The sequence below is a fragment of the Virgibacillus sp. JSM 102003 genome (genome assembly GCF_041949995.1).
GTDB lineage: Bacteria > Bacillota > Bacilli > Bacillales > Amphibacillaceae > Lentibacillus.
Map to the genome: position 1 here is coordinate 102,275 of NZ_JBHFQH010000006.1, position 19,127 is coordinate 121,401.

General features: G+C 39.0%; 17 protein-coding genes. 11 read left to right on the forward strand and 6 right to left on the reverse strand.

Going from position 1 to position 19,127, the window contains the following annotated elements; translation table 11 throughout:
• The first annotated feature begins 368 nt into the window (after positions 1-368).
• Positions 369-830, forward strand: coding sequence for a hypothetical protein (locus ACE1TG_RS08510; RefSeq protein WP_375051952.1), 462 nt, complete (start codon positions 369-371; stop codon positions 828-830).
• A gap of 377 nt (positions 831-1,207) precedes the next feature.
• Here ACE1TG_RS08510 and ACE1TG_RS08515 read toward each other — a convergent pair whose 3' ends face one another.
• Genes ACE1TG_RS08515 through ACE1TG_RS08525 form a run of 3 tightly spaced genes read right to left on the reverse strand, consistent with a single transcriptional unit; the run spans position 1,208 to position 4,769 of the window.
• Positions 1,208-3,091, reverse strand: a complete 1,884-nt coding sequence (locus tag ACE1TG_RS08515) for a PTS fructose transporter subunit IIABC (protein WP_375051953.1) — start codon at positions 3,089-3,091, stop codon at positions 1,208-1,210.
• A gap of 11 nt (positions 3,092-3,102) precedes the next feature.
• Entirely contained in the window at positions 3,103-4,020 is a 918-nt protein-coding gene (pfkB, locus tag ACE1TG_RS08520; protein ID WP_375051954.1) for a 1-phosphofructokinase, read from the reverse strand.
• Positions 4,017-4,769, reverse strand: coding sequence for a DeoR/GlpR family DNA-binding transcription regulator (locus ACE1TG_RS08525; RefSeq protein WP_375051955.1), 753 nt, complete (start codon positions 4,767-4,769; stop codon positions 4,017-4,019). The genes pfkB and ACE1TG_RS08525 overlap by 4 nt, the downstream gene beginning before the upstream one ends.
• 186 nt (positions 4,770-4,955) lie before the next feature.
• Here ACE1TG_RS08525 and ACE1TG_RS08530 point away from each other — a divergent pair, with 186 nt between their 5' ends.
• Positions 4,956-5,486 carry an HD domain-containing protein gene (locus ACE1TG_RS08530; protein WP_375051956.1) on the forward strand — a complete coding sequence of 177 codons (531 nt, stop codon included), beginning with the start codon at positions 4,956-4,958 and terminating at the stop codon, positions 5,484-5,486.
• 109 nt (positions 5,487-5,595) lie between these two features.
• Positions 5,596-6,054 (forward strand): SRPBCC family protein, encoded by a 459-nt coding sequence (locus ACE1TG_RS08535; RefSeq protein ID WP_375051957.1) that lies wholly within the window; start codon positions 5,596-5,598, stop codon positions 6,052-6,054.
• 511 nt (positions 6,055-6,565) lie between these two features.
• Here ACE1TG_RS08535 and ACE1TG_RS08540 read toward each other — a convergent pair.
• The gene (locus tag ACE1TG_RS08540; RefSeq protein ID WP_375051958.1) at positions 6,566-7,579 is read right to left on the reverse strand and encodes a D-alanyl-D-alanine carboxypeptidase family protein; all 1,014 of its coding nucleotides are present in this window, start codon (positions 7,577-7,579) and stop codon (positions 6,566-6,568) included.
• A 369-nt stretch (positions 7,580-7,948) separates the two neighbouring features.
• Between ACE1TG_RS08540 and ACE1TG_RS08545 the strand changes: the two genes are divergently transcribed.
• Positions 7,949-9,124 carry an MFS transporter gene (locus ACE1TG_RS08545; RefSeq protein WP_375052072.1) on the forward strand — a complete coding sequence of 392 codons (1,176 nt, stop codon included), beginning with the start codon at positions 7,949-7,951 and terminating at the stop codon, positions 9,122-9,124.
• A gap of 79 nt (positions 9,125-9,203) precedes the next feature.
• Here ACE1TG_RS08545 and pepT read toward each other — a convergent pair whose 3' ends face one another.
• Complete coding sequence (gene pepT, locus ACE1TG_RS08550) at positions 9,204-10,433, reverse strand: peptidase T (protein ID WP_375051959.1); 1,230 nt, start codon at positions 10,431-10,433, stop codon at positions 9,204-9,206.
• A gap of 103 nt (positions 10,434-10,536) precedes the next feature.
• Here pepT and ACE1TG_RS08555 point away from each other — a divergent pair, with 103 nt between their 5' ends.
• Entirely contained in the window at positions 10,537-11,379 is an 843-nt protein-coding gene (locus ACE1TG_RS08555; RefSeq protein ID WP_375051960.1) for a sulfurtransferase, read from the forward strand.
• Positions 11,380-11,382: 3 nt separating this feature from the next.
• Entirely contained in the window at positions 11,383-11,946 is a 564-nt protein-coding gene (locus ACE1TG_RS08560) for a DNA-3-methyladenine glycosylase I (RefSeq protein ID WP_375051961.1), read from the forward strand.
• 42 nt (positions 11,947-11,988) lie between these two features.
• Here ACE1TG_RS08560 and ACE1TG_RS08565 read toward each other — a convergent pair whose 3' ends face one another.
• A complete protein-coding gene (locus ACE1TG_RS08565) occupies positions 11,989-13,416 on the reverse strand; it encodes an amidase family protein (protein WP_375051962.1) in 1,428 nt (475 codons plus the stop codon).
• 261 nt (positions 13,417-13,677) lie between these two features.
• Between ACE1TG_RS08565 and ACE1TG_RS08570 the strand changes: the two genes are divergently transcribed.
• The 5 genes from ACE1TG_RS08570 to rsgA all read left to right on the forward strand — a co-directional run bounded on the left by ACE1TG_RS08570 (position 13,678) and on the right by rsgA (position 19,011).
• Positions 13,678-13,794, forward strand: coding sequence for an RAxF-45 family protein (locus ACE1TG_RS08570; RefSeq protein ID WP_342453607.1), 117 nt, complete (start codon positions 13,678-13,680; stop codon positions 13,792-13,794).
• A 220-nt stretch (positions 13,795-14,014) separates the two neighbouring features.
• Positions 14,015-15,640, forward strand: a complete 1,626-nt coding sequence (gene abc-f, locus ACE1TG_RS08575; RefSeq protein ID WP_375051963.1) for a ribosomal protection-like ABC-F family protein — start codon at positions 14,015-14,017, stop codon at positions 15,638-15,640.
• 65 nt (positions 15,641-15,705) lie between these two features.
• Positions 15,706-16,530: an aldo/keto reductase gene (locus ACE1TG_RS08580; RefSeq protein ID WP_375051964.1), complete on the forward strand. Its 825-nt coding sequence runs from the start codon at positions 15,706-15,708 to the stop codon at positions 16,528-16,530.
• A 246-nt stretch (positions 16,531-16,776) separates the two neighbouring features.
• Entirely contained in the window at positions 16,777-17,673 is an 897-nt protein-coding gene (gene thpD / locus ACE1TG_RS08585) for an ectoine hydroxylase (protein ID WP_375051965.1), read from the forward strand.
• Positions 17,674-17,946: 273 nt separating this feature from the next.
• Complete coding sequence (gene rsgA / locus ACE1TG_RS08590) at positions 17,947-19,011, forward strand: ribosome small subunit-dependent GTPase A (RefSeq protein ID WP_375051966.1); 1,065 nt, start codon at positions 17,947-17,949, stop codon at positions 19,009-19,011.
• The last annotated feature ends 116 nt before the right edge of the window (positions 19,012-19,127 follow it).

Here is a 19,127-nt window from a genome sequence, read left to right on the forward strand (position 1 = left end):
CCGAGATTTAGATAAATCCAAGTTAGAAATTATGTGTTTATTTTTTACATAGATATGATAAGGTAACATTAGATATTAGAATTGTGGAAAAATTAGGAGGAAATGCTTTGAAATGGAAAAATGACAAGGGACATCTTCATGAGTTATCTATAATGGAGCCTCCTGACGCTTCGGAGTCCCATTTTTCGATTGAAGATGTAGTAAATATCGCAAACTCAATTGAATAGAATCTAGTTATCCAAGCGAATCGTTATGTCTTAAAAATGAAAGAGGTGACATAAAGCATGTATATTGTAATTGGTATTTCCCTCATAGTCCTTATAATACTTTTAGTAGTGATTGATAAGTTTGCGACCTTTTCGGAGTTTATGAGCAGCTTTAAAAAGGGAACATTTCCTAAGCTCATTATAGGGCTTTCCATTGCTGCTGTACTATCTATTTCATATGGTATTTATCATGAAATTACGTATCAGCCTCCTTACCTTGATATTCAAGTGAATGGCAGTAATTATACGGTGTTTGGAGATATCGGAGAAATTGGCTATTATGCTGATAGTCTTGTGACTGAAGACAAGGAATCTAACATTCATTTAGTTTCTTGGAGTAACTTAAATTTAAAGAACGATAGCAGAATTACTCTAGAATATCCTTCAGGTAAAGAAGAAATTTGGAGTCCGTCCGTAACTTTAGTTGAAGGTACTTCCGAAAGTTTGAAAGATGAATATGAAATCGAGGAAATTTATGAACTTGAACCTTTTTCCTTTAGTGAATCCGGTGAGGTTAGTTTAACGATCGGTGATGACCAGGGATTTTCTATCGATGTTAAGTAATTAAATAGCCAAAGCGCATCCAAGACTAAAAAGGATGCGCTTTGGCTTGTTGTTTAGGAAATTATAAAATTTAAGTATTGTGGATAATTGGACTTCCGAATCAGCCACGTCCAGCTTCGACGTACAGGACGTACTAGTGCCGGTGACGCCACAGGACGTGGCGTTCTCACCGGCCAGCGCCTAGCGCCTAGTGGACTTCCCTCTCCGTGTCTACGATAAGTCAACATCGAATCGCTTACGCTCTTCGTGTATCCTTTATCTCACACGGGAAAAGGAAGATCGACTAACACCGCCGCTTTGCGCGGCAACGTCGACCCACCCGCAGCGCTGAGCGCAGTCCATACGGCGCTGAACAGGCGCTTGCGCTTTTGTTCTGTTTACGCTGTTTTTCCTACGTTCTTTTTCAGTAAGCCAGCAAGTAATGCTGTTACTATTGTTCCTATAATAATGGCTACTAGATATAATAAAATTTTACCAACTCCACCATCGACAAGACCAATTACAAATATCCCACCGTGTGGTGCACGTAAGGCGATATCAAACATCATTGTCAGGACACCAGTTACTGCGGAACCTGCCACGATTGATGGAATAACACGCGCAGGGTCAGCTGCAGCAAATGGAATAACACCTTCTGTAATAAAGGATGCACCTAGAGCGTATGCTGTTTTACCTGCTTCACGTTCTGTCTTCGTGAATCTATTTTTAAATAATGTTGTTGCAAGTGCCATTCCTAGAGGTGGTACCATGCCGGCGGCCATAACAGTGGCAATAAACGTATAGTTTTGTGCATCTAGCATAGCAATGCCGAATGTGTACGCAGCTTTGTTAACTGGTCCACCCATATCGAACGCCATCATAGCACCTAAAATAAGTCCGAGCAGGATTTGGTTAGACCCACCCATACCTTCTAAAAATGATGAAAGTCCTGTATATACTTTTGTTAATGGCGGGTTAATTGTCATCATGATCAACCCAGTTATTGCGATACTAAATAACGGATAGAATAAGACTGGTTTTAAACCTTCCAGTGATTCTGGTAATCCTGCAAAAGCCTTTTTAATCAGTAATGTTACATAACCTGCTAAGAAACCTGCAATCAAACCACCAAGAAAACCAGAGCCACCACCAGCACCTTCAGCGCCTGTGACAGTTGTGGCTATCAGCCCACCAACCATACCTGGAGCAAATCCTGGCCGATCAGCAATGCTGGATGCAATAAAACCAGCTAACACAGGTACCATTAGGAAGAATGCTTTTCCGCCGCCGATGGTATTAAGCATATTAGCAAATTCGTTATCCGATTCGATACCCCAGAAAAATGAAATGGCTATTAAAATACCACCACCAACAACAAATGGAAGCATGTTGGAAACGCCGTTCATCAAATGTTTGTAGAAGCCGCTGCGTCCTTCTTTCTCACTACTGCCTGATTCTGACTTTTCAGCATGATATATAGGTACGTCGTTATTTAGTGCACGCTCTAATAGGTCAGTTGCTTCATGTATTGCTTTTCCAACACCGGTTTCAATTACAGGCTTTCCATCGAAACGCTCCATTTCAACTTTTGTGTCGGCAGCAACAATAATGGTGTCTGCTTCTTCAATTTCTTTATTTGTCAGGCAATTTTTTACACCACCAGATCCATTTGTTTCTACTTTGATGGAGATACCCATTTCTTTGGCTGTTTCTGACAGTTTCTCAGCTGCCATATACGTGTGTGCAATACCTGTTGGACAAGCTGTTACAGCGAGAATTTTTTGTGATGCTTCTGCCTTTTCGGCTGGCTCTTCTTCAGCATCCACCTCTGCCTCTTTATCAGTTACGGCTTGCAGAACTTCTCCTTTTGTAGTTGCATCAAGTATCTTCTTACGGAATTTTTCGTCCATTAAAAAGGTTGATAAGCGGGACAGGGCTTCCAAATGATCGTTATTTGCTCCTTCACTTGCAGCGATCATAAAAAACAAATGTGCTGGCTGGCCATCAAGTGACTCATAATCAATACCACCAGGAGATCGGCCAAATGCAATTGCAGGACTTTTTACTGCACTGGATTTGGCGTGTGGAATGGCAATACCTTCACCAATTCCTGTAGTGCTTTGTGATTCCCGTTCCAGAATTCCTTTTGTAAAGGCATCTTTGTCATTTAGATTACCTGCTTGATCAAGTTGCCCAATTAATTCCGTAAGTACTTCCTGCTTGGAACCTGCCTCTAAATCAAGAATAATCGTTTCCTTTTTTAACAGTTCTGTAATTTTCATATTTTCACATCCTATTCTTGGAATGAGTTAATTTTTACTTGGCTTACCAGTGATTCGACATCTTCTTTCCTGCATAAATCTGTTTTAAATGCCGTCGCACTCCCGCTTGCTACCCCATAACGAAATGCTTCTTGGGGATCGTTGGTTTCTATAAAAGATGAAATAAAACCAGATACTAATGAGTCACCGGAACCTACCGTATTAACGGCACTTCCCTTAGGGGCTATAGCTTCAAGTGCGAGCTCTTTCGTGACAAGTATTGCACCATCACCACCTAACGAGACAATGACATTTTGTACGCCTCTGTCTACAAGCTTTTTTGCATAATAGAAGGCATCCTGCTTGCTTGAAATACTTGTATCAAATAAACCTCCAAGTTCTTGCTGGTTTGGTTTGATTAGAAAAGGCTTTGTCTGTATTAAATCTTTTAAAGCTGGACCAGATGTGTCGAGTACAAAACGGGCACCTTTTTCATTACATATTTCTGAGATTGCTTGGTAAAATGATTGCGGTATTGAATCAGGAAGACTCCCTGATAATATAAACCAATCGTTTTGCTGTAACGGTTGTATTTTGTTTAGTAATTCTTGCTGCTGCTCCTGGTTAATGGTTGGTCCTGGTCCGTTTAACTCTGTTTCCTGGTCGGACTTCACTTTGACATTAATCCGGGTGATTTCATGAGTATCGACAAACGCTGTCTCAATACCTTCTTGCTGTAAAAATTGTTTAATATAATCACCGGTAAATCCACCTGCGAATCCTAATGCTATACTTTTTACCTGAAGTCTCTGCAACACTCTGGATACATTAATTCCTTTTCCACCCGGATAGTAGTAAACCTCGCTTGAACGATTTAATTTCCCTGGTTCAAACACTGGGAGGTAAGTTGTGTAATCAATTGATGGTGTAATTGTGCATGTGTAGATCATGATGAAAGCCCCTTTACGGTGGTGATTTTTGCCAGTTTAGCTAAATCTTCTTCATTAATGTTACTTGTGATGATCTCCGCATCCTGCAGTTCGCATATTTTAGCAAAACTTACTTTATTATGCTTTGAGTGGTCTGCTAACACATACGCGTTTTTTGCGAGTGTAAAGGCAGTATGTTTAATACTTGCTTCTTCTGGGTCTGGTGTTGTATATCCATAATCCTCGTGGAAGCCATTTACGCCTAAAAAGCATTTATCAAATCGGTAACTTTTAAGTGATTGAATAGTTTGTGGTCCAATCAGTGCACTGGTTTTTACTTTTATAAATCCTCCAGTTAAATACGTTTGGATTCCATGTTCAATTAATGAATCCAGATGTGTAAGTCCATTTGTAACAACGACTACTTCTTTATCCTGTAAAAAAGGAATTAATTGCAGTGTAGTTGTTCCTGCATCAAGAAAAATACAATCTCCCTTTTTCACTAGTGAAGCAGCATACTTGGCAATAGTTATTTTTTCCTGAAGGTTTTTGGCTGATTTTTCCGATATACTGTATTCTTGCAGTTTCCGTTCACTTAAAGTAGCTCCACCATGGATGCGCTCTAGTTTATCTAATTTTTCCAGGTCTGTTAGATCGCGGCGTATTGTCGATTGGGAAGCTGAAGTAGCGTCAGAAATGTCCTGGATTGTGATAGTTTGTTTCTCTTTTAATAAATTTAAAATAATTTCATGGCGTTCGGTAGTCAGCATCTGTTCACCACCTAATATTTTGATAGTCTCAGTATAAAGGAAACGTTTTCATAAATCAATCATAAAAATTCAAAAACAATCAAAAGTAATCATTTTTTTAATGGTATGCTGTCACATGTTTAAAAATTCCATAAATCGGTTATTATCAATTAAAGTATATTATTTTAAAAGAAAGGAGGACTTAGAATGCGCAATGTATCTTTAGAAGATATTTTCTTACACCCAATCACCCAAAAAAGCCTCAAGCTTTCAGGTACTGCACATGCGATTGCTGCTGCAGAATATGCTTATATGTTTGCCAAAAGATATGATGTTAATCCAGACCATGCAACAAAGGCAGCTCTCTTACATGATATTGGACATTATACGTGGTATCGTGATGGGGAATGGGATTATGAGCTATACAAGGAAAGTGATATTCATGCAATAAAAGGGGCAAGTCGTGCACATAAACTGCTCGTCCGCATTGGAGAAGATCGTCATGTGGCAAAAGAAATTGCCGTCGCGATTCTGTTGCATACAGATTCGTATTTACCTAATGGTGAGCTGGAATTAAAACCACTGCAGAAAGTTGTTGCACTTGCCGACGAAGCTGATGAAGAATTTAATGGCAATCATCACTATAAAACCATAGAAGATCATGTAGCCTTGGAACGGATTCGAGCGCTTGATACGCGAATTGACAGTGGCGAAAAACCCGCACATGAAATAGTTTAACCTCTTAGAAAATCTTCTCTCTTTTAACCCCTCTAATATTTCGTAATTTTATATATTTTCTAACCGCTTTCACTGGTATAATATAGAAGAAGAAAGGGGTTTTTTTGACATGAAAAAATGGTCAGAAGAAATTGAAATTGACGCACCTATCGAACAAGTCTGGAAACTGTTAGATGGCACGTTGGAAGATATGCAAAAAGTAATGCCAAATGTTATTGCAAATGAACCAGTTAAGGTCACGGATGAGGGAGTGGGCAGTATTCATCGTCAAAAATATCAGGAAGGTAAACGTGTAGAAGAGTACGATGTGGAGACATTACTTTACCAAAATAAGCCTGATTATAAAGAGGTGAAGGTTGGTTTTATACTAGCTAATATGTTTGACATCACTGCTTACTATGAACTGAAAAAGTTAGATGATAATAAAACTTATTTTCGTTATGAAACAACAAACCAGCCACTAAAATGGTTCATGAAACTATTGATTAAGTTAGCCATTAGCAACAAAGTAGTTGTGAAGTTTGTAAACCGTGTGAAACAGGTGGCTGAAGAAGAGAGCAGCCGTTAATACATAAAGATGTAAGAATTGAATCATTAAAAGATAATCGTATACTTAGTTAGCGGACGTTCCGTTATTTCTAGGCAGTTAAGAAAGTATAAATCCTTTCTTACTGCATGAGTGCAATTAAAGGCACCCGCCCAAAGTCTTGCACTCCAGAGTATAAGGGGTTCTAAGAAAGCAAAATACGCTTTCATAAGAATCCCTTTAACGAAGGCCAAGTTTTCTAATTTTTGCGGCTGAATAGCTGAATTCGCTGAAGTTGTCACACATTCGGCTGAAGTTTGGAATGATTCGGCTCAAGTTATCACAAAATCGGCTCAAGTTCACAAATTCCCCGCTCAAGTTCACAATTACAAATCACACCACGACAAAATTAGATATGCATCCACGAAAGAAAACGCTTGAGTTCTGGGGCTGAGAACATCATAATCATGATTGTTTTTTATGAAATAGCGTACCTGATGTCCGCTAAAGTAACTTTGGGCAATCACGTAATCAATCATCATTTATATCAACTCTATTTTACCCCGAGGTATTCTTCCAAGGTTAGTCCTTTTTGCATTATCTCCTTAGCGGCATCTTGACCAACATAGCGCAAATGCCATGGTTCATACTGATATTTGGTGATATCTTCCTTACCTTTAGGGTACCGAATGATAAAGCCGTATTCTGCAGCATGCTGTTGCACCCATTGTCCTTCGTCCGTTTCACCAAATTCGACTGTTAATTTATATCCAATATCAGGACTCGTTACATCCATTGTTAAACCGGATTGGTGTTCACTTTCCCCAGGCCTTGCACTAAAGGTGTTGGCAGCTTCCTCGCCGTGTTGTGCAACGTTTGAGGCAAAAATAGCATCCTGTCTCTCATAGGATCGATATCCTGATTGGGCGAATAAATCAATCCCGGCATTGTCTCCTGCCTGAAACATTTCCTCTAGCGCACCTGCAGCAACCTCTCGCATTTGCATTTTCGGCAGAGATTCAGTAAAAGGGAATCGCACATCTGGTTTTACTAGATTACGAGGAACAAAGTTTGCAGGTAATGCATGTTCCTTATTTACTAGTGTTAAAATTTCATGTGGATTGCTGACAGTACTTTTATCATTATCTGGTTTTGCCAGTCCTGCTGCTGGTTCGACTGATAATTCGTTTTCAATCGCATTACTAAGAGCATCTTTTGTAGCTTTATTATAAATCCCTGAAACAGGCATGCCTTCCTGTTGCATTTGAAAATCTGTAACTGCCCAGGTTGTCATAGCATTGAACTCACCATCAACGGTAAGTGAATAGCCTACTTTATTTAGAATTTCCTGCAGGGACTGAACTGATTTACCTTGGTCTGTTTTATGCAAAGTCGTCTCTGGCAGCGTTACATCTTCCTCTGGTTGTTCTTTCATATCCTGACCATCTTTTTCACTAGTTGGTGCTGAGTTGGAATCTTGGTCTTTAGATTCTTGATTGTTGCATGCAACTGCTAGAAATAATAGTGCCATCAGTACAAAAGCGACTGATAATCCTTTTTTGAGCATTCATGTTCTCTCCCTGTTATCTCTCTATCTATCCTACTATTCGTATATGAACGTAAAAAAGTGTCATGGATAGAGGAAAATTATTTTTAATTTCTTAAATGCCACTTTTCGAGATTCTGGTTCGATTGTAGTATTGAAATTATAGTTTTCTTTAATCCATTAAATATCATAACACTTGATGTTTTTGGCCGTCTACATGAATTGGTTTTTGCATCATTGTATGAATATTGTTTAATATTAGAGTACGCCTATTTTACTAAACTTGCGAAACAGCTTTGTTTAAAGGTTTTGGGGAAAAAACACAATTATTTCGCCTCTCTCATAGTTATATTGAAGTGAATATGACTGGAGGGAACAGGTGTGACTACTATGACAAGCATGCCAAAGCACGTTGAACCCAATTATAATTTGATAACATTTTTACTTTTTTGGTGTGCGTTGATTGTTGTCTCGAGTGTGTATGTGACTACTCCTCTTATTGGTGTGTTTGCAAAAGAGTTTCAAGTGACCCAGACAACCGCTGCCTGGACGGGAAGCATATTTTCATTGTTTTATGCGGTGGGATTTTTAGTTATGGGTCCGTTAGCTGATCGTTATGGACGAAAACAAATGATTGTATTTGGTTTGGGTGTTCTTTCACTGGTTACCTTTGCGGTCGGATTTTCAAACCACCTCCTGTGGCTAATAATACTTAGAGGATTACAAGGGTTTATCTCAGCTGCATTTGCTCCAGCGGCCTTAGCTTACGTGTTTGATGTATATCCAAAACGTAAGCTAGTTACAACAATTGGTTTTACTAGCTTTGGATTTTTAACAGCGGGAATCTTCGGTCAGGTAGTAGCAGGATTTATTGATCAAACGTTTGATTGGTATTTTGTTTTTATACTTTTTGGTGGGTTATACCTAGTTAGTTTGCTTGCAGTTGCTAAAATATTGCCAACAACCAAAAGCGAAAAAACTCCTATTAGTATGGCTTATCACTTCGAGCAAGTGAAAAAGATCTTTGCTCAAAAAAACTTCCGGTTATGCTATGTAATTACGATCATGTTACTGCTGACCTTTATTGGTATGTATACTGTACTTGGTGATTATTTGAAAAATGCACCGTTTTACCTTGGGGATAAAGAAATTCTCTATGTTCGGGCAGCGGGGTTAGCTGGAATGATTCTTTCACCATTCACCGGATTTTTGGCAAAGAAGTTAGGACTGTTAGTGGTTTTACGAGTGGGGTTAGCGGTTTCGGTAGGCGGATTAGTAATGTTAGGGGTAGACAGTAATTTACCAGTAATTATTTGTATGAGTGTAGTTTATGTAGCCGGTATTTCCCTAACATTTCCCGCAATTATGACGTTAATTGGCGAATGGAGTGGAAACATCAGGGCAATTGCCGCATCAATATATACGTTTATATTATTTATTGGAGCATCACTTGGCCCGATTATTGCTAGTGGTCTAATGCAAACAGGGAGTTACTTTATCACCTTTGTCGTTTTGGCTTTATTGCTATCGGCTGGCCTGGTTGCTTCGTTTTTTATTCGCAGTTAACGTGTGAATTTCGTCGACGCCAAATCATCTAAATAATAATGCTGGATTCATTGTGTCTGAACCCAGCATTATTTGGAACTTATTTTGATTCGAATAATCTAGTGATTTCAACAATTACGTTTGTTGCTTTCTCCATGTTATCGACTGAAATATATTCAAATTTCCCGTGGTAGTTTTCACCGCCAGTGAAAATGTTCGGTGTCGGCAAGCCCATATAGGAAAGCTGTGATCCATCTGTGCCGCCGCGAACTGGTTTTACAAGTGGTTCAATGTTCAAATTTGTCATAGCTTCATAGGCGATATCAACAATTTCTTTTACAGGCTCAATTTTTTCACGCATGTTGTAATATTGATCAGCCATTTCCAGTTCTGCACAATTTTCGCCATGGGCTTTGTTAATGTCATTCGTAAATTTACGCATTGTTTCTTTTCTGGATTTAAAATTATTTTTATCAAAATCACGAATGATATATGTTACGACAGTTTTTTCAACATCACCATTTACGGAAATCAAGTGGTAAAAGCCTTCGTACTTTTCTGTATGCTCAGGTGATTCGAGTTCGGGGAATTTGCTGATGAATTCCGCTGCCAATTTTCCGGCATTTATCATTTTGTTTTTAGATGTTCCAGGGTGCACACTGTTGCCTTTGAAGGTAACTCTAGCAGCTGCAGCGTTAAAGCTCTCATACTGTAATTCTCCCAATGGGCCACCATCGACGGTATATGCATATGGAGCATTGAATCGTTCCACATCAAAATTGTGAGGTCCGCGGCCAATTTCTTCGTCAGGTGTAAAGGCAACGCGTATGTCTCCATGTTTAATCTCAGGGTGATTGATCAAATAATCCATCGCAGTCATAATCTCAGTTATTCCTGCTTTGTTATCTGCGCCAAGCAAGGTTGTCCCGTCTGTGGTTATCAGGGTGTGTCCCTTGTAGCTCGGGAGCTCAGGGAAGTCTTTAGCAGTTAAAGCTACTCCTATATCTTTGTTCAATGTAAGGTCATTCCCATCAAAGTTTTCCACCACTTGTGGATTCACACCTTTGCCGGTGAAATCAGTAGCAGTATCCAGATGCGCCAGGAATCCAATTGTGGGTACTTCTTTATCCGAATTTGATGGCAGCGTCGCCATTACATATGCGTTGTCATCGACTGTTACATCAGTCATGCCAATCGTCTTCAATTCATCTACTAATAAGTTGGCAAGTTCAAATTGCCCTGGTGTAGACGGGGTAGATTCATTGCTTTCATCAGACTGTGTATCGATCTTCACATATCTAGTTAGGCGTTCGATTAGATCTTTTTTCATATGTATTCATCTCCTTATTTTAATCTTATCATAAACTTAGAAAGGGAGAAGAAAATAGTTTAGAATATAAGATAGGAAGAATTATTGAGGAGGAGGGGCGATTATGTCAGTGATAGTTAATGTTACTTGGCTTAAAGAACGGTTGGAAAACAATTTAGAGAATACTATTGTCGTGGATGTCCGATTTCAGTTGAATGATCCTGAGGCTGGGAGAAAAGCTTACTTGGAAAGTCATATTCCACATGCAGTTTATTTGGATTTGAACAAGGATTTATCAGGAAAAGCAGAGAAACACGGTGGTAATCATCCATTACCAGATATGGATATGTTTGCTGCAAAAATCGGTAACATTGGAATTGATCATAATACAACAGTTGTTATTTACGATCAGCGAAATGATATGTTCGCCGCGCGTTTATGGTGGTTGCTTGATTACATGGGTCATGAAAACGTATATCTCTTAGATGGTGGTTTTGAACGTTGGGTAGAGCAAGGACATGAGGTGTCATCGGAAATACCGACTCTATCTGCAACAGATTTCCAGCCGAATTTTCGTGAAAACCAGGTTGCTGACATTGATGAAGTAAGAGAAAAACTGGATAATAATTCTGCAGTATTAATTGACTCACGTGGAAGAGATCGTTATTTAGGAAAAACAGAACCACTATATCCAAAAGCAGGGCATATTCCTGGAGCCAAAAACTACTTCTGGAAGAATGTTTTGGATGAGAATGGCAACTGGAAAAATGACACTGACCTTCAAGAGAATTTTTCCTCATTATCTAAAGATGATGAGATAATCGTGTCATGTGGCTCAGGGGTTTCCGCATGTCCGAATGTGCTAGCTTTGAAGAAAGCAGGCTATAAAAATGTTAAGCTTTACCCTGGAAGTTTCAGTGACTGGATTTCATATGAAGAAAATGAAATTGAAAAGAAGGACGAGTAGCAAATGGATATAAAACGCTGTGAATGGGTAACTGATGAACAAATATATATCGATTACCATGACCATGAATGGGGAAGACCAACACATAATGATCAGAAATTGTTTGAAATGCTTTCATTGGAAGGTGCTCAAGCAGGTTTAAGTTGGATCACGATATTAAAGAGAAGAGAAAATTACCAAAAAGCTTTTGATTACTTTGATCCCAAGATCGTTAGTAATTATGATGAAGGTAAAATTGAAGAGCTGTTAAACAATGAGGGGATTATCCGGAACAAACTCAAGGTGAATTCAGTTGTCACGAATGCAAAAGCATTCTTACAGGTTCAGGAGGAATTTGGTAATTTTGACAGTTATATCTGGAATTTTGTTGGTGGCGAACCCGTTCTAAACAGCTGGGATTCGCATGCTGATGTCCCCGCCTCTACTAAAGAGTCAGAGGCAATGAGTAAAGACCTGAAGAAACGCGGATTCAAGTTTGTTGGCCCGACTATTTGCTATGCATTTATGCAAGCAACAGGGATGGTTAACGATCATACGAAAGATTGTTTTTTGTATCATGATAGATAAAAAGAAAGCTACTGCCTTGTAGTAAAGGTAGTAGCTTTCTTTTTAAACTTCAGGTGCTCTCCTATGTTTTGTTGCTTGTTCATAGGCATATGCTAATTCGATAAGTTTCTCTTCTGTGAAGGCTTTTCCTGTAAATGTAATGCCGACTGGTTTTCCTTCTGCTGTATATCCTGCTGGAACGGTTATGGAAGGGTAACCTGCTTTTGCCGCAATACCGGCACCGTAATTATTTGCAAAAATTACTGCGTCTAGATTATTCTCATCCATTGCCAAATCGATACCTTGTTCCTGTGACATCTGAATATCATTTAACCGCGAATTAATATATTCTGCCTCAACTAGTTTTCCACTTTTCTCATCTGACTGCTCGAGAACAGTTTGACCGTATTTTAGCGCTTCTTCTCCATAAAATTCATTTAACTGAATGACTTCTTCTAACGAATGAACCGGGAAGTTATTGGATAAGTCTTTTAAGTATGCATTTACCCCACTTTTAAATTCATGAAGGAGCACATTAACATCGTTTAAATTGGTGGGCAAGCTAATTGGGTCAATCAATTCTGCACCTGATTTTTGTAAATCTGCTAAAGCAGTGTTAATTATGGTTAGTTCTTCATCATCAAGTCCTTCCAGATAATCACGTGAAATGCCAAGTTTGGCTTTATTTAATCCGTCTATATTCAGGGCTGAGGAATAATCTTGTGTAAGAGCGATCTTGATAAGTGAAGTAGCTGCATCGTTTGAATCTGCACCTGAAAGCGCCCCTAATAAAGTGGCAGCATCTTCCACGGTTCGAGTCATGGGACCAGCAGTATCCTGGCTGTTTGAGATTGGAATAATTCCTGTTCTGCTTAATAACCCAACAGTAGGTTTAATGCCAACAAGTGAGTTACTGCTTGCCGGGCTGAGAATTGAACCACTCGTTTCTGTACCAATTGCCCCTGCAGCAAGGTTAGCTGCAACGCTTGCGCCAGAGCCTGCGCTGGATCCCCCAACATCAAACTTGCCTTGGCCATATGGGTTCATTACTTGGCCGCCTAACGAGCTGAATCCGTTCGGCATATCGTCTGTCATAAAATTTGCCCATTCAGTCAGGTTGGTTTTTCCGAGAATAACTGCACCTGCTTCGCGCAGCTTTTTCACGATAAAGGCATCTTCTTTTGCATAGTTGTTTGCCAGAGCTAGTGAACCTGCAGTGGTATGTGTTTTATCCCCAGTATCGATATTGTCTTTTACCAGGATAGGTATACCATGAAGCGGACCGCGTGATCCATTTTGTTCTCGCTCAATATCCAATGCTTCAGCGATATGTAAAGCCTCAGGATTGACTTCTAGGACAGCATTAATAGTTTCGTTGTATTTGGCGATACTATCCAAGTACATCATTGTTAGCTTCTTAGCTGATAAGTTTCCAGTTTCCATTTCTTTCTGCATTTTGGATATGGTAGCTTCTTTTAGTGTGAATGACAAAAATATTCTCCCCTTTGTTAAAAGACTCTTATGTAATTCTCTGATTCAACGTACTTGCAAATGAAAGGTTAAATTATTATAAGTTCATATTAACATTTTTAATGGTTTATTATCTTATATTTTAGGATTTATTGTACCAATTTTTTAAATTTATCGTTAATAAAACAGTTATGAAAATCCTTAGAGAAAGATGCTGTTCTTTATTCTTATTGACTAAAGACAGTTTTTCGAATAAACTAAATTTAAAAGGAGGTGGGTTAGGTGAATATTACTGGTAGTGGCATAGCAAAATTCAAAGAATATCTTTGGATGCGTTATGCGATTTTTTCCGATGTTTCTTTACAAGGGATACGTATGTCCTTTTTTAAGACAACATAACGGAAAGAATACCAGTAGGAGACATCTACCCACAAACGGAATTATTATCAAAAAGGCGGTGGAGAATGACTCTCTAGCGTCTTTTTTTGCAGTTAAGAAAGTATAAATCCTTTCTTACTGCATAAGCGGAACTAAGGCTTATCTATATTTAGGGATGGCGATAAGCCAAGTTTTCTAAATTTCTCAAAGTAGTGTCTCTTCAAAACGGAGGAAGAGAATAATGATAATATGCAGTATACAAAATGTCACACAAACAATTGGTGCAAACACAGTCTTTGAAGAAATTTCATGTGAAATCAAGCAGGCTGACCGAATTGGATTGATTGGAAGAAATGGAGAAGGTAAGACAACTCTATTAGATTTAATAGCTAAAAAGACGCAACCTGTTGAAGGCACGATTACCTGGAAAAAAGATTCGACAGTGGGTCTATTGCAACAAGCACCGCAAATTGCTGAAGATAGAAAAGTCAAAGCAATACTCTATGATGTTTTTGCAGCTATGGAAGAGTTAAAAAGACAAATGTCAAAATTGGAACATGCCATGTCAGAGGAAACGGACCCAGATAAACTAACACGTCATATTGAGAAATATGGATCGTTACAGGAAAAATTCCAGCAGGATGGCGGTTATGAAATTGATTCGCAAATAAGAAGAATTATGAGTGGACTTAAAATAGATGACCTGGCTGAAAAAGAATGGCAGCAGCTTAGCGGCGGTGAGCGGACAAAAGTTGGTTTAGCACAATTACTATTAAAGTCACCTGACCTGTTGCTATTGGATGAGCCAACTAACCATCTTGATCTCTCGGCGATAGAGTGGCTTACTGATTTCATCAATAATTACCACGGGACGATTATTATTGTTTCACATGATCGCTACTTTTTGGATGAAACGGTAACATCCATTTTGGAGATGGATCAAGGTGAACTGATTAAATATCATACCAATTATTCAAATTACGTAAAAGAGCGGGAAGAGCGTTTACTTCAGGAATTTCAGCAATATGAAGACCAGCAAAAAAGAGTTAAAAAGATGAAAGAGACAATTAAAAGACTGAAAGAATGGGCTAATCAAGCTAACCCGCCTAATGCCGGATTACATCGCCGGGCAAAAAGTATGGAAAAAGCATTAGCTCGAATTGAACTGATGAAAAGGCCTATTTTGGATAATAAGAAGATTGACCTGGATTTTCAATCAAATAAACGAAGTGGAAATGATGTTGTGTTCGTGGAAAGGGCTCGAAAAGCTTACGGTGAAAAGCAGTTATTTTCAAACATTAATATGCATGTCCGATTTCAGGAACGAGTCGCCATTATTGGTGAAAATGGCAGTGGAAAGTCAACAATACTGAAAATGATTTTAGGTACTGAAAGACTGGATGAGGGTGAGATGAAATTAGGCAGTAATTTGTCAGTAGGGTTCTTATCGCAGCATATGTTTGAGATGGATGGTGAACGGTCCATAGTAGATGAATTCCGTGATCAGGTTCATGTTACAGAAGGTGATGCGCGAGGAATATTGGCGAAATATCTTTTTTATGGGAAAACGGTCTTTCAAAAAGTGAAAAGTTTAAGTGGCGGTGAAAAGATGCGACTTCGGTTGGCACAATTAGTGCACCAGAACCACAACCTGCTAATTCTGGATGAACCAACGAACCATTTGGATATCGAGTCGAAGGAAGTATTGGAGGAAGCTTTAGATCAATTTGATGGGACCATAATCGCTGTCTCCCATGATCGTTATTTTCTTGATAAGATTTTTTCGAAAACGTACTGGCTGTCTGAAGAAAGACTCACAAAATATGAAGGAAATTATACCTTTGCGAGGGCAAAGCAGCAAGCATAGCATTTTTTCCTGTGTAATTCATGTGATAAACTATACTTCACTAAAGCATGAAAGGGAGTATATAAATGCAATATATTACATTAAATAATGGTAATCGCATGCCCCAGCTTGGGTTTGGCGTGTGGCAGGTACCCGATGAGGAAGCGACTCCAGCTGTATCAAAGGCGCTTGAAGTTGGATACAGATCCATTGATACGGCAAAGGTATATGAAAACGAAAGTGGCGTCGGTAAGGCACTAGCAGCCAGCTCTGTGCCGCGTGAAGATTTATTTATCACAACAAAGGTTTGGAATAGCGACCAGGGTTACGACAATACACTAAAGGCATTTGATAAAAGTCTGGAAAAACTGGGACTTGATTATGTTGATTTATACTTGATTCATTGGCCAACACCGGAATTTGATGACTATGTCGAGACGTATAAAGCGATGGAAAAGCTTTATAATGATGGGCGAGTTAAAGCAATCGGTGTTTGTAATTTTAACATTGAACATCTCCAGCGTTTGTTAGATGAATGTGATGTAGTGCCAGCTGTGAATCAAGTGGAGTGCCACCCATATTTACAGCAAAATGAGCTAAAAGACTTCTGTGAAAAGCATAATATTTACTTAGAAGCTTGGAGCCCATTAATGAATGGCGGCGAAGTTTTAAATAACGATGCAGTTAAACAAATTGCAAGTAAATATGGCAAAACTTCAGCACAGGTAATTATCCGCTGGCACCTTCAATCTGATTCAATCGTAATTCCAAAATCAGTTACACCATCACGAATAGAAGAAAACTTTAATGTGTTTGATTTTGAATTAAGTGCAGATGATATGGGTGAGATTGCTAAACTGGATCGTAATCAGCGAAAAGGTCCTGAACCAAGTGAAATGAATAAGCGGTAAGAAGGGAACAGACGTGGTTTGAATCTGCGTCTGTTTTTTAGTTTATTACCTAAAAATAGCGGGTAAGTTGCATTAATAGATTAGTAATTATATAATAATTGCAAATCATTTTTATATTAGGATTTTAACTCCTAATTAATAACAATATACATTCGTTATATAAATGCAGGGAAGTTTCCCGGTGATGTCGGGAACTTAACCATATAGAAAACTTTTATGAAAAATACTTAGTAGGGAGTGTTTAGAATGAAAGATCTATATCCTTCAAGAAAAAAGGACCAACCGGAAATTTTGGAACGGAAGGACCCTGTGATACACACAGATCGATCCCTTGATCATCATGCTCCTATTTCCAAACAACAACTTGATTCTTATGAAAAAAATGGGTTTTTGCAAATTGAGAACTTCTTTTCTGATGAAGAAGTTAAAGATATGCAGAAAGCCATTTTTGAATTGCAGGACTCAACTAAGCATGTTACTTCCGACAAAGTAATCCGTGAACCGGAAAGTGACGATATTCGTTCCATTTTTCACGTTCATAAAGATGATAATTACTTTAAAGATGTCGCAAATGATCGGCGAATACTTGATATCGTCAACCATCTGTTGGGGAGTGATGTCTATATTCATCAATCCCGTATTAATTACAAGCCAGGATTTAAGGGGAAAGAATTTGACTGGCATTCTGACTTTGAAACATGGCACGCAGAAGATGGTATGCCACGGATGAGGGCTGTTAGCTTATCGATTGCATTATCTGATAATTATACGTTTAACGGGCCTTTGATGCTTATACCAGGGTCCCAAAACTACTATGTTAGCTGTGTAGGGGAAACGCCTGACAATAACTATAAAGAATCACTCAAGAAACAAAAAGTCGGTGTGCCTGATGAGGATAGTCTGCGCTGGCTAGCTGAAAAAGGCGGAGGCATATCCGTGCCAACAGGAAAAGCAGGCTCGATCACGCTGTTTGAGAGTAATACGATGCATGGTTCAACAAGTAATATTACTCCATACCCGCGCAACAATTTGTTCATGGTGTACAACAGTGTGGAGAATCGTTTAGTTGAGCCGTTCTCAGGCAATCAGAAACGTCCGGAGTATATAGCTGTAAGGGATAGTGGAATACCAGCTATGAACTAGCTTAAAATAGCGACTAGCCGGGAAACTTCCTAAGTATCTTAGCTAGAAGGAAAGCAGATGTCTTTTATAATCGACATCTGCTTTTTAACTTGACTTTTTTCAAATAAAGTATAATTATTAAATTATAGAATTTTGTTCATCCATTTTGAAAGGAGTGGTGTTTTATGGCAATTGTAAATCAAATTTCAGTAAACCAGCTCACACGTAGCAAAGTGGAGGGACAGTTCGTGTAATGTACGACTTTTCCTCCAAATATAAGGAGGAAATTTTTAGTTGGAAAAATTAAAACAAATCGGATGGGACGATACCATTCAGGATATTAAAAAAGAAAATCTTGCCCGTGTTATTACGGTACAGAAAAATAGTTACCGGGTTACTGATGGTGACATGGATTACTTCGCACATTTAAGTGGTAAATTTTTAAATCAGGCATCTTCACCACTTGATCTTCCCGCAGTTGGTGATTGGGTCGATGTGCAAAAGTTATCTGATGAACGTAAGGCAGTAATCAACCAGGTTCTGACACGAAAAAGTCAGTTTATCAGACAGGCTGCTGGTACGAAGACCGAGGCACAAATTGTCGCAGCCAATATGGATACTGTATTTATCGTTAATTCACTAAATCATGATTTGAATCTGCGTCGTATTGAACGTTATATATTATCAACGTATGAAAGTGGTGCATCACCTGTAGTTGTATTAACAAAAAAGGATGAATGCACTCCAGATGAAGTTCAGGATGTTACGGTTCAAGTGGAAGAAGTTGCGATTGGCGTGCCAATTGTAGCTATTAGTAACGTGACACGAGAAGGTATTGATGAGTTGATGGAGCATTTAGCACCACAACAAACTGCTGCACTGCTAGGATCATCAGGTGTCGGTAAGTCTACATTGGTGAATACGTTGTTGGAACAGGATATACAGGATACAAAAGGTGTCCGTGAAGCCGACAGCAAAGGCCGTCATACCACTACTCACCGGGAGATGTTCAGGCTGCCGAATGATGCTCAGTTAATTGATACACCGGGAATGCGTGAGCTGCAGCTATGGGAAGGCGATTCAGCGATTGAAGCTACGTTTCAGGATGTTGAAGCATTTGAAAAAGAATGCAAATTCAATGATTGCCAGCACGATACAGAACCAGGGTGTCGCATTCAGGAAGCATTGAAAAATGGTGAGTTGGATGAGGATCGCTACCAAAGCTATCTCAAACTTCAACGTGAACTCGCATATGAAAAAAGAAAGCAGGATCAAAAAGCGATGCTGGAAGAGAAAAGCAAATGGAAAAAAGTATCGAAACAGCAACGCGATAATTATAATTTCCGCAAAATGCGATAAAAGTAGAGCGTCCTTCCTTAGTTTAACAGGGGAGACGCTCTTTTTTAGGTTTACTGAATAATGTAGTTGAGAAACTTCAACCAGATAGGGAATTCAACCAGATCCGATAAACTTCA

Bases quoted from the DNA above. Each gene is read 5' to 3' on its own strand.
- ACE1TG_RS08510 (WP_375051952.1), top strand. From the start codon at position 369: ATGAGCAGCTTTAAAAAGGGAACATTTCCTAAGCTCATTATAGGGCTT.
- ACE1TG_RS08515 (WP_375051953.1), bottom strand. From the start codon at position 3,091: ATGAAAATTACAGAACTGTTAAAAAAGGAAACGATTATTCTTGATTTA.
- pfkB (WP_375051954.1), bottom strand. From the start codon at position 4,020: ATGATCTACACATGCACAATTACACCATCAATTGATTACACAACTTAC.
- ACE1TG_RS08525 (WP_375051955.1), bottom strand. From the start codon at position 4,769: ATGCTGACTACCGAACGCCATGAAATTATTTTAAATTTATTAAAAGAG.
- ACE1TG_RS08530 (WP_375051956.1), top strand. From the start codon at position 4,956: ATGCGCAATGTATCTTTAGAAGATATTTTCTTACACCCAATCACCCAA.
- ACE1TG_RS08535 (WP_375051957.1), top strand. From the start codon at position 5,596: ATGAAAAAATGGTCAGAAGAAATTGAAATTGACGCACCTATCGAACAA.
- ACE1TG_RS08540 (WP_375051958.1), bottom strand. From the start codon at position 7,579: ATGCTCAAAAAAGGATTATCAGTCGCTTTTGTACTGATGGCACTATTA.
- ACE1TG_RS08545 (WP_375052072.1), top strand. From the start codon at position 7,949: ATGACAAGCATGCCAAAGCACGTTGAACCCAATTATAATTTGATAACA.
- pepT (WP_375051959.1), bottom strand. From the start codon at position 10,433: ATGAAAAAAGATCTAATCGAACGCCTAACTAGATATGTGAAGATCGAT.
- ACE1TG_RS08555 (WP_375051960.1), top strand. From the start codon at position 10,537: ATGTCAGTGATAGTTAATGTTACTTGGCTTAAAGAACGGTTGGAAAAC.
- ACE1TG_RS08560 (WP_375051961.1), top strand. From the start codon at position 11,383: ATGGATATAAAACGCTGTGAATGGGTAACTGATGAACAAATATATATC.
- abc-f (WP_375051963.1), top strand. From the start codon at position 14,015: ATGATAATATGCAGTATACAAAATGTCACACAAACAATTGGTGCAAAC.
- ACE1TG_RS08580 (WP_375051964.1), top strand. From the start codon at position 15,706: ATGCAATATATTACATTAAATAATGGTAATCGCATGCCCCAGCTTGGG.
- thpD (WP_375051965.1), top strand. From the start codon at position 16,777: ATGAAAGATCTATATCCTTCAAGAAAAAAGGACCAACCGGAAATTTTG.